Origin of the sequence: Flavobacterium circumlabens, from assembly GCF_004345565.1 — a bacterium.
In the GTDB taxonomy this organism is placed as follows: Bacteria; Bacteroidota; Bacteroidia; order Flavobacteriales; family Flavobacteriaceae; genus Flavobacterium; species Flavobacterium circumlabens.
The window spans coordinates 83,732-97,296 of record NZ_SLWA01000013.1 but is presented as its reverse complement, the minus strand read 5'-3'; the positions used below and the strand labels follow the sequence as shown (position 1 = coordinate 97,296).

Below are 13,565 nucleotides of genomic sequence, written 5' to 3'. Positions count from 1 at the left end.
AAATAACAATTCAATTACATAATACAACTATCAGCTATACTATTAACAAAAAATTATAGGATAGTTTTTAAATCCAACAAATAAAGCGCTGTTTTTGAAGATAAAAACCTTTAAAAAAGGGTCTGAAAAATCAAAATTATTAACGATCCATTACATTTTATCTCACCATTACCCCACAAAAGATAAACTGCTTCTCTACAGCTCAATAAAAAAAAGTTTTCAACACTACAACGTTTTCGTAATATAAATATTTTCCTATAAATAGGATCTATACAAAAAATACATACTTTAGATGCGTAATTAATAATTTATTAGCTTTAAAATTACGGATTTTGCTTTTTTACAGCTAATAATTAGTGATTACAACTTTACTAATCTAAACCAAATCTTATTATGAAAAAAACAACCGGAATTTATTCCTTTTTGGCGATTACAGCTTTTTTTTGGTCCTGTTCTCAAAATGAAATAAATGAAACTGACACAAAAGCTGAAAGCCAGCAATTTAAAATCATCAATGTCACCAATCACGACGGAAAACCTTTTAGCACCGGAGATTCGAAATCATCGCTTACTGGAAAATATGTTGACAATCCGGGTGGCGGAGTAATGATGCAGGCTTTTTACTGGGATGTTCCTGCCGGCGGAAACTGGTGGAATACCATAAACACTAAACTTACAGACTGGTCGAATGCCGGAATTGGATCAATATGGCTTCCTCCTGCTTCAAAAGCACAAAACGGCGCTTTCTCTATGGGCTATGACCCTACTGATTATTTTGATTTTGGAGATTACAATCAAAACGGAACTGTAGAAACCCGATTCGGATCCAAAGCCGAATTGGTAAGTGTAATTACAAAAGCACATGCCGAGAATATGAAAGTGTATGCTGATATTGTGATTAATCACAACAGTGGAGGCCAATCAGAAGCCAATCCATTTACAGGAACAAATACATGGACTAACTTTAACGGAGTTGCTTCTGGAAAATTCAAGCGTACTTATAATGACTTTTACAAAAACAGTTACGGAAATAACGACGAAGGTTCTTTTGGAGGATTTCCGGACCTATGCCATGCTAATCCGTATGTTCAGGACTGGTTGTGGCTAAGAGCTGACGGAGTTGGTAAATATTACAAAAACACCATGAAATTTGATGGCTGGAGATTTGACTATGTAAAAGGTTTTGGTGCCTGGGTCATCAATGCATGGAATGCTAATGTTGGCGGATTTTCTGTCGGAGAATTATGGGATTCGAATGTAAATGTATTAAATGACTGGGCCAATAACGCAAACAGTTCCGTATTTGATTTTGCCTGTTATTACAAAATGAATGATGCTTTTGACGGCAATAATCTTGCCCTGTTAAATGATGACATGATGTGGAAAAGAAACCCATACAGAGCAGTTACTTTTGTCAGCAATCATGATACTGATGAGATTTCAAACAAATTATTAGCGTATTCCTATATTCTGACACACGAAGGATATCCAACAATATTCTACAGAGATTACGAGGAATGGCTGGATAAAAGTAAATTAAATAACCTGATCTGGATCCACAACAACAAAGCGACAGGAACAACTTCTATTTTGTACTCTGATAATGATGAGTATGTTGCGCGAAGAAATGGCTATAATGGAAATCCGGGATTAGTGGTTTACATCAACAACTCCACGACGTGGCAGGAAAGATGGATTCAAACGAATTGGGCTAATACTCAGATCAAGGATTTCACAGGAAATTCGACTTGGTTCCCGACTACGCAGGCAGATAAATGGGTAAAAATACAATGTCCTCCAAAAGGATATTCAGTTTGGTCAGTTAATCAGTAATTTAAAAAATGACTATTCTAAGGCTGTTCTAAAAAAACAGCCTTTTTTTGTGCTAAGAATTTTCTTTTTCTAAAAGAAAGACTTCCAAATTAAGAAGTGAATATTTTTATTACCACTTAATTAATAGTACTTTTGCATCCTATTTATACGAAAATATGAGTTTTTTAAAAGAAATACAACGCAGAAGAACATTCGGAATTATATCGCATCCTGATGCCGGTAAAACAACATTAACAGAAAAATTATTGTTGTTTGGAGGGGCTATTCAGGAAGCCGGTGCCGTAAAAAACAATAAAATAAAAAAGGGAGCAACGAGTGATTTCATGGAAATCGAACGCCAGAGAGGTATTTCGGTTTCAACATCTGTACTTGCTTTTAATTATAAAGACAAAAAAATCAATATTCTTGATACTCCGGGACACAAGGATTTTGCAGAAGATACGTTTAGAACTTTAACCGCTGTTGACAGTGTAATCGTTGTGATTGACGTTGCAAAAGGGGTTGAGGAACAAACTGAAAAACTGGTTGCCGTTTGCCGAATGAGAAACATCCCGATGATTGTTTTCATCAATAAATTAGACCGTGAAGGTAAAGATGCTTTTGACTTAATGGATGAAGTGGAACAGAAACTTGGACTAACGGTTACTCCTTTGAGTTTTCCGATCGGGATGGGTTATGATTTTCAGGGAATTTACAATTTATGGGAGCAAAACATTAATCTTTTTAGTGGAGACAGCCGTAAAAATATCGAAGAAACTATTGCTTTCTCAGATGTCCAAAATCCTGAATTAGAAAAAATTATCGGTCAGAAACCTGCTGACAGGCTTCGTGAAGAATTAGAATTGATCGATGAAGTGTATCCTAAATTTGAGCGTCAGGATTATTTGGATGGAAAAATCCAGCCAGTGTTTTTTGGTTCTGCTTTGAATAATTTTGGAGTTCGGGAGCTTTTAGATTGTTTCGTCGCAATCGCACCTTCGCCAAGAGCCAAAGATTCTGAAACACGATTAGTTGATCCTAAAGAAGAAAAAATGACCGGTTTTGTGTTTAAAATCCATGCCAATATGGATCCGAAACACAGAGATCGTCTAGCCTTTATCAAAATTGTTTCCGGTACTTTCGAAAGAAACAAACCTTATTACCACGTTCGCCAGAAGAAAAATTTAAAATTTTCAAGTCCGAATGCCTTCTTTGCCGAGAAAAAGGAAATCGTAGACATATCCTATCCTGGTGATATTGTAGGTTTACACGATACCGGTAACTTCAAAATCGGAGATACTTTGACGGAAGGGGAAATCATGAGTTTCAAAGGAATTCCGAGCTTCTCCCCGGAACATTTTAGATACATCAATAATGCTGATCCCATGAAAGCCAAACAATTGGACAAAGGTGTTGATCAGTTAATGGATGAAGGTGTTGCGCAGTTATTTACTTTGGAATTGAATAATCGTAAAGTGATCGGAACTGTTGGAGCGCTTCAATATGAGGTAATTCAATATCGTTTAGAGCACGAATATGGCGCCAAATGTACCTACGAAAACTTCCCGGTTCATAAAGCATGCTGGGTAAAACCTGATGATGCAAAGAATGATGAATTTAAAGAATTCAAACGTATCAAACAAAAATTCTTAGCACATGATAAATATGGTCAGCTGGTATTTTTAGCTGATTCTGATTTTACGATTCAAATGACACAAAACAAATATCCAACGGTGAAGTTATTCTTTACATCAGAATTTGATTAATCCCTTCTCTAAGAAGAAAAATACAAAAAGGCTGTTTTAAATATTTTAAACAGCCTTTTTTCTTTATAAATTTAGCAATTCCCTCTATTTATTTCCATTGTAATTGATTCCCAATCCGCCGGCAATATAAATTTTAGTTAGTTCTTCTGCTGCAATAATTATATTTTGGTTTAGTATACTTCCTTTAACTGCTTTTTTAGTGAAAGCAATTTCCTTTGAAAGATAATAATCGCTTCCTGTAATAGTAACCATAAACGTTTTGCTGCTTTCTAAAACTTGCGCCACTATAGAAAAATCCCCTGTTTCCGGATTTATTTTTACTGCATTTTGTGAATCATTTATAGTAAGGTTCAAATTTGGATAGGTTTCTTTATTCAACGGTCTATTGGTTTTGGCTTCTAATAATTTACCTTTTATTGTGATCAAAATCTCTTTTTCAGCAACTTGACTGTAAGCTACTTTCCCTAGCGTATATGAATTTGGTTTCGTACAGGCTATCTCTGTTTTAACTGGTATTTTTTCTTGCGCAGCAATATTTGACGTTATCAAAACAGAGGCTGCTACAGCTGCATATTTAAAATTATTGATTCTGGAGGTTTCATTATATTGAAATTCTTCTTCCAGCTGTGTTACTTTTAATCGGGCACAAATGTTTTTATCTTTAGTTTCTGCCACGAATCTAGCAACTTCTGAATTTGTTTTTCCACTCAAATCAATTACATTTTTCATACAGGAATCGCAAAATGAACCACTTGAATTAGGAATCATTTTATCAAAATTTTCAGAACAAGGGCTTGCTATTTCTAAGGTGAATTTCTTTTTCATACTATACTTTGTTTAAGTTAAAAATCCTTCAGGAAAGGTACTTACTTATATAGAGTATATTTTTTGCAAAAAGGTTGGGAAGAAAATAAAAAATAAATAAATCTAGACTTTAATACGTTCATTTTTAAGCATAAAAAAAGCGCTAATGCAAATAATTAGCGCTTTTTTTTAATGTGAATTAATCAACCTTTACTAAGTCATTATATTCCAAAAAATAAACTTTTCTATTAGGAATCGCCAAATTAGTACAATACGACCGACGAAAGAAATTTAGTCGATGAAAGTAAATAAAATCAGGCAAACTGCACTTTAAGTTAGATTTGCATTTTTTATATAAAAAAAGCCCCATTTCTGGGGCTTTTAAAATTTATGCTTGTCCTGTCGGACCAAAATTAAGTGGTATTGGTGCTTGTTCAGTGTCTTTGATCTCGCCGTGGGCTACTTCAAAACGATGAATATTTTCACCTATTGCCTTAAATAATCTTTTAGCATGTTGTGGTGTCAAAACAATTCTTGACTTTACCTTGGCTTTAGGAATACCCGGCATAATGCTCACAAAATCTAAAACAAACTCTGATGAGGAGTGATTTATAATTGCAAGATTAGAATAAATTCCTTCTGCAATAGTTTCATCTAACTCAATATTAATTTGCTCCTGTTGTTGTTTCGGATTACTCATAGTTTCCTAATTAATAGATATATTCTTCTTTATTAGCCATCATTTCATTGTAATCGTCTTTAGATCCTACGATAGTATTATCGTATTCTCTCATACCAGTTCCCGCAGGAATTCTGTGTCCAACAATTACATTTTCTTTTAATCCTTCCAAATCATCTACTTTACCAGCTACAGCAGCCTCGTTAAGTACTTTTGTTGTTTCCTGGAAGGAAGCAGCAGAGATGAATGATTTAGTTTGTAGCGAAGCTCTTGTAATACCTTGCAGAACTGGTGTTGCTGTTGCAGTAATTACGTCTCTGGCTACAACCAGATTTTTATCATTTCGTTTCAGCAATGAGTTTTCATCACGTAAATCACGAGGTGTAATAATCTGACCTGGTTTTAATACGGCAGAATCTCCAGCGTCTTCAACTACTTTCATACCATATAATTTATCATTTTGAACGATAAAGTCTTTAGTGTGAATTAATTGATCTTCCAGGAATAATGTATCTCCCGGATCCTGAACTCTTACTTTACGCATCATTTGACGAATAACTACCTCAAAGTGCTTGTCATTGATTTTTACCCCTTGTAAACGGTATACCTCCTGAATTTCATTTACCAAATACTGTTGAACAGCAGCTGGTCCCTGAATTCTTAAAATATCATCTGGTGTAATTGCACCGTCAGACAATGGTACTCCTGCTCTTACGAAGTCATTTTCCTGTACTAAGATTTGGCTTGAAAGTTTAACTAAATACTTTTTAATCTCCCCAAATTTAGATTCGATAACAATTTCACGGTTACCTCTTTTGATTTTTCCAAAAGATACAACACCGTCAATTTCAGAAACAACTGCTGGATTAGAAGGGTTACGAGCCTCAAGCAACTCCGTAATTCTTGGTAAACCTCCTGTAATATCTCCTGCTTTAGAAGAACGACGTGGAATTTTAACCAATACTTTACCTGCTTTAATTTTCTCTCCATTCTCAACCATAAGGTGGGCTCCTACTGGTAAGTTATACGAACGAATCAATTCACCTTCTTTACCGTAAACCAATAAAGTTGGAATTAATTTTTTATTTCTGGCTTCAGAAATTACTTTTTCCTGGAATCCTGTCTGCTCATCGATTTCAACCATAAACGATTGTCCTTGCTCTAAATCTTCGTAAGCAATCTTACCTGTAAATTCAGAAACAATTACACCATTATATGGATCCCACTTACAGATAGTAGATCCTTTAGTAACTACTTCACCGTCCTTAACGAAAATACTAGATCCGTAAGGAATATTGTGTGTATTTAAAACGATTCCAGTTTTCTCGTCAACTAATTTTAATTCCGTTGAACGTGATACTACGATATCTACCGCATTACCTTCACTGTCTTCACCTTTTACAGTTTTTAAATCTTCAATCTCAAGTCTACCGTTGAATCTTGTAACAATACTAGACTCTTCAGAGATACCTCCTGCAACCCCTCCAACGTGGAACGTACGAAGTGTTAACTGTGTACCTGGCTCTCCAATAGACTGAGCTGCAATAACTCCTACTGCTTCACCTCTTTGTGTCATTTTACCAGTAGCTAAGTTTCTACCGTAACATTTAGCACAAATACCTTTTAAAGCTTCACAAGTTAATGGAGATCTAACTTCTACTTTTTCAATCGGAGAAGCTTCAATAGCTCTCATAATCGCTTCCGTAATTTGTTGACCTGACTGAGCCATTACTTCATTAGTAAGAGGATTAATAACATCCTGCAATGCAACACGTCCTAAAATTCTTTCTCCTAAAGATTCAACAATTTCTTCATTTTTCTTCAAAGCAGATACTTCAACACCTCTTAAAGTTCCACAATCTTCGATGTTAACAATAACATCTTGTGAAACGTCATGAAGTCTTCTTGTCAAGTATCCGGCATCGGCAGTTTTAAGAGCCGTATCCGCAAGACCTTTACGAGCACCGTGAGTAGAAATGAAATACTCAAGAATCGAAAGACCTTCCTTAAAGTTAGAAAGAATCGGGTTTTCAATAATTTCACCACCACCAGCAGTAGATTTTTTAGGCTTAGCCATCAAACCACGCATACCGGTTAACTGACGAATCTGTTCTTTGGAACCCCTTGCTCCAGAGTCAAGCATCATATATACAGAGTTGAAACCTTGTTGGTCTTCTCTAATATTTTTCATTGCCAACTCTGTCAATTGAGCATTTGCTGAAGTCCATACGTCAATAACCTGGTTGTAACGTTCGTTATTGGTAATAAGACCCATGTTATAATTCACAGAAATACCTTCAACTTGCTCTCTGGCATCTGCAATTAATTTTGTTTTTTGCTCTGGAATTCTAATATCACCAAGAGAGAATGATAAACCTCCTCTAAAGGCAAATTTATAACCCATATCTTTCATATTGTCCAAGAAAGCAGCAGTAGTAGGTACATTGGTCACACTTAAAATGTGTCCAATAATATCTCTAAGGTTTTTCTTAGTCAATACATCATTGATATATCCGGCTGCTTCAGGTACTACTTCGTTAAATAATACACGTCCTGCAGTTGTCTGGATAATTTTGTACACTAATTCTCCGGCTTCATTAAAATCTTTTGCTCTAATTTTCACACGGGCATTCAATTCTAATCTTCCTTCGTTTAATGCAATATTTACTTCTTCAGCAGAATAGAAAATTAAGTCCTGACCTAAAATTACATGTTCTGGTGTAGAGATACGTTCTTTGGTCATATAATATAGACCCAAGACCATATCCTGAGAAGGTACAGTAATTGGCGCACCATTTGCAGGGTTAAGGATATTGTGAGAAGCCAACATTAATAATTGTGCCTCTAGAATAGCCTCTGGTCCTAATGGTAAGTGAACTGCCATCTGATCCCCATCAAAATCGGCGTTGAAAGCCGTACATACTAATGGGTGCAACTGAATTGCTTTTCCTTCAATTAATTTTGGCTGGAAAGCCTGAATACCAAGTCTGTGCAACGTAGGAGCACGGTTAAGTAATACCGGGTGACCTTTAATTACATTTTCAAGGATATCCCAAACTACAGGCTCTTTTTTGTCTATGATTTTCTTAGCAGATTTTACTGTTTTAACAATACCTCTTTCAATCAATTTACGGATTACGAAAGGCTTGTATAATTCAGATGCCATATCTTTTGGCAATCCGCATTCGAATAATTTTAATTCAGGACCAACAACAATTACCGAACGGGCAGAATAATCCACACGTTTTCCAAGTAAGTTTTGACGGAAACGTCCCTGCTTACCTTTTAAGGAATCTGATAATGATTTTAATGGTCTGTTAGATTCTGTTTTAACAGCAGAAGCTTTACGAGTGTTATCAAATAATGAATCTACAGATTCCTGCAACATACGTTTTTCGTTTCTTAAGATAACTTCAGGAGCTTTAATCTCCATTAATCTTTTCAAACGGTTGTTACGGATGATTACACGACGGTATAAGTCATTTAAATCTGAAGTTGCAAAACGACCTCCATCAAGTGGTACAAGCGGACGTAATTCCGGTGGAATAACAGGAACCACTTTCATAATCATCCATTCCGGACGGTTTTCGCGGTTTAAGTTAGACTCACGGAAAGACTCAACAACCTGTAATCTTTTTAGAGCTTCCGTTTTACGTTGTTTAGATGTTTCGTTATTAGCGCTGTGTCTTAGTTGGTAAGATAACTCGTCTAAGTCAATACGTGCCAATAAATCCATAATACATTCTGCTCCCATTTTGGCAACAAATTTATTTGGATCAAAATCATCTAAATATTGGTTTTCCTGTGGAAGAGTATCTAAAATATTTAAATATTCTTCTTCAGTTAAGAAATCTAATCTTTGTAATGATTCTCCATCTGCATTTTTAGCAATACCAGCCTGAATTACTACATATCTTTCGTAGTAAATGATCATATCTAATTTCTTAGACGGAAGACCAAGGATATAACCAATTTTGTTTGGAAGAGAACGGAAATACCAGATATGAGCAATTGGCACAACAAGATTGATGTGTCCTACTCTGTCTCTACGTACTTTTTTCTCAGTAACTTCAACACCACAACGGTCACAGATGATCCCTTTGTAACGAATTCTTTTATATTTACCACAAGCACATTCAAAATCCTTAACAGGTCCGAAGATTCTTTCGCAGAAAAGTCCGTCTCTTTCAGGTTTGTGTGTTCTGTAGTTGATTGTTTCCGGCTTTAAAACCTCTCCTCTTGACTCTTTCAAGATAGATTCAGGTGAAGCTAATCCAATAGAGATTTTGTTAAATCTTTTTACCGGATTCTTATCTTTATTATTATTTCTATTATTCATCATAGTTTTTACTATTGATTTATTTGCAATTAAAAAATTGATTTTCATCTAGTCTAAACTCAAATGTCATAAAATTTTTAAATCACGAATGACTTTCGATTTTTTAACTTTCAAACTTTCGACTTAAACACTACCTCGGATTACTTCTCTAAACTTCAGACTAATTCTGAAGTGCTAATTATAAAACTTAGTTTCAATAAAAAATCGGAACGGGTTACGGGTATAAATCCTAAAAACTTTAATTCTGGTAAACAGTTTGAGTCCCAGTGTTCAGTTTAAACTGAATACTGAGACCGCAACTGATAACTTTTATTTATTCTTCTAAACGAATGTCTAGTCCAAGACCTTTCAATTCGTGCATCAATACATTGAATGATTCCGGCAAACCTGGTTCTGGCATAGACTCTCCCTTAACGATAGCTTCGTAAGTTTTAGCTCTACCAATAACGTCATCCGATTTAACTGTTAAGATTTCACGTAGCGTACTTGATGCTCCATAAGCCTCAAGTGCCCAAACCTCCATCTCTCCAAAACGCTGACCTCCAAATTGCGCTTTACCTCCAAGAGGTTGTTGCGTAATTAATGAGTATGGTCCGATAGAACGTGCGTGCATCTTATCATCAACCATGTGTCCTAATTTAAGCATGTAAATTACACCCACAGTTGCTGCCTGATGGAAACGCTCTCCGGTACCACCATCATAAAGATAGGTGTGTCCGAAACGTGGTACTCCAGCTTCATCAGTTAATTCATTAATTTGATCTAAAGAAGCACCATCAAAAATTGGAGTAGCAAATTTTCTACCTAAATTTTGTCCGGCCCATCCAAGAACAGTTTCATAAATCTGACCAATGTTCATACGTGAAGGTACCCCAAGTGGATTCAATACGATATCAACTGGTGTTCCGTCTTCAAGGAAAGGCATATCTTCATGACGAACGATTCTTGCAACAATACCTTTGTTACCGTGACGTCCTGCCATTTTATCCCCAACTTTCAGTTTACGTTTTTTAGCGATATAAATTTTCGCCAATTTCAGGATTCCGGATGGTAATTCATCACCAACTGTAATAGTGAATTTTTCTCTTCTTAAAGATCCTTGTAAGTCGTTCAGCTTAATTTTATAGTTGTGAATTAAATCATTAACCATTTTATTTGTAGCGTCATCAGCAACCCATTGACCTTTGCTTAAGTGAGCAAAATCTTCTACTGCGTAAAGCATTTTCTGAGTATATTTTTTACCTTTTGGTAAAACTTCTTCACCCAAATCATTCATTACACCCTGAGATGTTTTTCCGTTAACGATCAGGAACAATTTCTCTACCAATCTGTCTTTTAATTCAACAAATTTAGTTTCGAATTCCATTTCTAAAGCGCCCAAAGCATCTTTATCCTGAGTACGTTTACGTTTATCTTTTACGGCCCTTGCAAATAATTTTTTGTCAAGAACTACACCGTGTAAAGATGGAGAAGCTTTTAATGAAGCATCTTTTACATCACCCGCTTTATCCCCGAAGATTGCACGAAGCAATTTCTCTTCCGGAGTTGGATCTGATTCTCCTTTTGGTGTAATTTTTCCGATTAGAATGTCGCCAGGCTTAACCTCTGCTCCAATTCTGATCATACCGTTTTCATCTAAATCTTTAGTAGCTTCTTCAGAAACGTTAGGAATATCGTTTGTTAACTCTTCATTTCCTAACTTAGTATCTCTAACCTCTAATGAATAATCATCAACGTGGATAGAAGTAAAAATATCATCACGAACTACTTTCTCTGAAATTACAATCGCATCCTCAAAGTTATACCCTTTCCATGGCATGAACGCAACTTTTAAGTTTCTACCTAAAGCTAATTCACCATTTTGAGTAGCATATCCTTCTGATAATACCTGACCAAGACTAACTCTGTCACCTTTTCTTACGATTGGCTTCAGGTTGATACTTGTTCCCTGATTGGTTTTTCTAAATTTAATTAAGTTGTAAGTTTTCTCATCAGCATCAAAACTAACCATTCTTTCATCTTCAGTACGGTCGTATTTGATAGTAATGATATTAGCATCTACATATTCTACAGTTCCATCTCCTTCAGCATTAATCAATACTCTGGAGTCTGAAGCCACTTGACGCTCTAAACCTGTACCAACGATTGGTGCTTCCGGACGGATCAAAGGAACCGCCTGACGCATCATGTTAGATCCCATCAAGGCTCTATTCGCATCATCATGTTCCAGGAAAGGAATTAATGAAGCCGAAATCGAAGCAATCTGGTTAGGAGCAACGTCTGTATAATGTACTGCTGATGGCTCAACAACCGGGAAGTCACCTTCCTCACGAGCAATAACATTGCTAGCTGTAATTTTACCTGAAGCATCCATTTCAATGTTCGCCTGAGCAATCATTTTTCCTTCTTCTTCTTCAGCACTTAAATATATAGGAGTACTTTCTAAATCAACTACACCATTTGTAACTTTACGGTATGGAGTTTCGATGAAACCCATTCCGTTAACTTTTGCATAAACACCAAGAGATGAAATCAAACCAATGTTTGGTCCCTCCGGAGTTTCAATCGGACATAAACGACCATAGTGTGTATAGTGAACGTCACGAACCTCGAAACCAGCTCTCTCTCTCGAAAGTCCACCAGGTCCAAGTGCAGATAATCTTCTCTTGTGTGTAATCTCAGCTAATGGATTCGTTTGATCCATAAATTGAGACAACTGGTTCGTACCAAAGAAAGAGTTGATAACCGATGATAATGTTTTAGCATTGATCAAATCGATTGGTGTAAACACCTCGTTATCTCTAACGTTCATTCTCTCACGAATAGTTCTCGCCATACGTGCTAAACCAACACCGAATTGTTGAGACAATTGTTCTCCAACTGTTCTAACACGACGGTTTGATAAGTGATCAATATCATCAATCTCTGCTTTAGAGTTGATCAATTCGATCAAATATTTTACAATGGTAATGATATCTTCTTTGGTAAGCACTTGCTTTTCCATTGGAATATCTAAACCAAGTTTTTTGTTCATTCTGTAACGACCAACTTCACCTAAGTTATAACGTTGATCAGAGAAGAACAATTTATCTATAATACCACGAGCAGTTTCCTCATCAGGCGGTTCAGCGTTACGCAACTGACGGTAAATGTGCTCTACAGCTTCTTTTTCAGAGTTTGTTGGATCTTTTTGTAATGTATTGTGGATAATAGCATAATCTGCCTGGTTATTATCCTCTTTGTGTAACAAAATAGATTTAACGTTAGAATCGATGATTTCTTCAACATTATCTTTGTCGATAATAGTATCACGATCAAGGATGATTTCGTTACGTTCGATAGAAACTACCTCACCGGTATCTTCATCAACGAAATCCTCGTGCCAGGTGTTCAGTACACGTGCAGCAAGTCTTCTTCCAATATATTTTTTAATACCTGTTTTAGAAACTTTAATTTCTTCAGCAAGGTCGAAAATCTCAAGGATATCCTTGTCTCTTTCGAATCCAATTGCACGGAACAAAGTTGTAACCGGTAATTTTTTCTTTCTATCGATATAAGCGTACATTACGCTATTGATATCTGTAGAGAATTCTATCCAGGAACCTTTAAAAGGAATTACTCTGGCAGAATAAAGTTTTGTTCCATTTGCGTGGAATGACTGACCAAAGAAAACCCCAGGAGAACGGTGTAGCTGTGATACTACTACACGCTCAGCACCATTGATAACAAAAGTACCGCTTGGAGTCATATAAGGTATTGTTCCAAGATAAACATCTTGTACAATAGTTTCAAAATCTTCGTGTTCTGGATCAGTACAGTATAGTTTTAACCTGGCTTTTAAAGGCACACTATACGTAAGACCTCTCTCTATACATTCTTGAATTGTATAACGTGGTGGATCAACAAAATAATCTAGGAATTCCAATACAAAGTTGTTTCTTGTATCTGTAATTGGAAAATTTTCCATGAAGGTATTGTACAACCCTTCGTTGCCTCTTTCGTCAGATTTAGTTTCTAATTGAAAAAAATCTTTAAAAGATTTAACCTGAACATCTAAGAAATCCGGATAGTCAGGAATATTTTTTGTAGAGGCAAAATTCAATCTTTCAGTCTGATTTGTTATCATCAATGGACAAAATTTTGATTAAAAAAAAGTAATTTTTTG

General features: G+C 35.8%; 6 protein-coding genes. 2 read left to right on the top strand and 4 right to left on the bottom strand.

The window, feature by feature from the left end; genetic code table 11:
* The first annotated feature begins 393 nt into the window (after positions 1-393).
* Together EV142_RS22775 and EV142_RS22770 are read left to right on the top strand one after the other, a co-directional pair.
* A complete protein-coding gene (locus EV142_RS22775) occupies positions 394-1,833 on the top strand; it encodes an alpha-amylase (RefSeq protein ID WP_132038193.1) in 1,440 nt (479 codons plus the stop codon).
* 155 nt (positions 1,834-1,988) lie between these two features.
* Positions 1,989-3,578 carry a peptide chain release factor 3 gene (locus tag EV142_RS22770; RefSeq protein ID WP_132038192.1) on the top strand — a complete coding sequence of 530 codons (1,590 nt, stop codon included), beginning with the start codon at positions 1,989-1,991 and terminating at the stop codon, positions 3,576-3,578.
* Positions 3,579-3,662: 84 nt separating this feature from the next.
* On the opposite strand, the gene EV142_RS22765 is transcribed toward EV142_RS22770, so the two are convergent.
* The 4 genes from EV142_RS22765 to rpoB form a co-directional block, all read right to left on the bottom strand.
* Positions 3,663-4,403: a hypothetical protein gene (locus EV142_RS22765; RefSeq protein ID WP_132038191.1), complete on the bottom strand. Its 741-nt coding sequence runs from the start codon at positions 4,401-4,403 to the stop codon at positions 3,663-3,665.
* 367 nt (positions 4,404-4,770) lie between these two features.
* Positions 4,771-5,082, bottom strand: a complete 312-nt coding sequence (locus EV142_RS22760) for a DUF3467 domain-containing protein (RefSeq protein WP_127340286.1) — start codon at positions 5,080-5,082, stop codon at positions 4,771-4,773.
* Positions 5,083-5,092: 10 nt separating this feature from the next.
* Positions 5,093-9,403: a DNA-directed RNA polymerase subunit beta' gene (rpoC, locus tag EV142_RS22755; RefSeq protein WP_132038190.1), complete on the bottom strand. Its 4,311-nt coding sequence runs from the start codon at positions 9,401-9,403 to the stop codon at positions 5,093-5,095.
* 310 nt (positions 9,404-9,713) lie between these two features.
* On the bottom strand, positions 9,714-13,526 hold the full coding sequence (gene rpoB, locus EV142_RS22750) for a DNA-directed RNA polymerase subunit beta (RefSeq protein WP_127340345.1): 3,813 nt from the start codon (positions 13,524-13,526) through the stop codon (positions 9,714-9,716).
* Positions 13,527-13,565: the final 39 nt, after the last annotated feature.

Coding starts and splice junctions, on each gene's coding strand:
- EV142_RS22775 (WP_132038193.1), top strand. CDS start 394: ATGAAAAAAACAACCGGAATTTATTCCTTTTTGGCGATTACAGCTTTT.
- EV142_RS22770 (WP_132038192.1), top strand. CDS start 1,989: ATGAGTTTTTTAAAAGAAATACAACGCAGAAGAACATTCGGAATTATA.
- EV142_RS22765 (WP_132038191.1), bottom strand. CDS start 4,403: ATGAAAAAGAAATTCACCTTAGAAATAGCAAGCCCTTGTTCTGAAAAT.
- EV142_RS22760 (WP_127340286.1), bottom strand. CDS start 5,082: ATGAGTAATCCGAAACAACAACAGGAGCAAATTAATATTGAGTTAGAT.
- rpoC (WP_132038190.1), bottom strand. CDS start 9,403: ATGATGAATAATAGAAATAATAATAAAGATAAGAATCCGGTAAAAAGA.
- rpoB (WP_127340345.1), bottom strand. CDS start 13,526: ATGATAACAAATCAGACTGAAAGATTGAATTTTGCCTCTACAAAAAAT.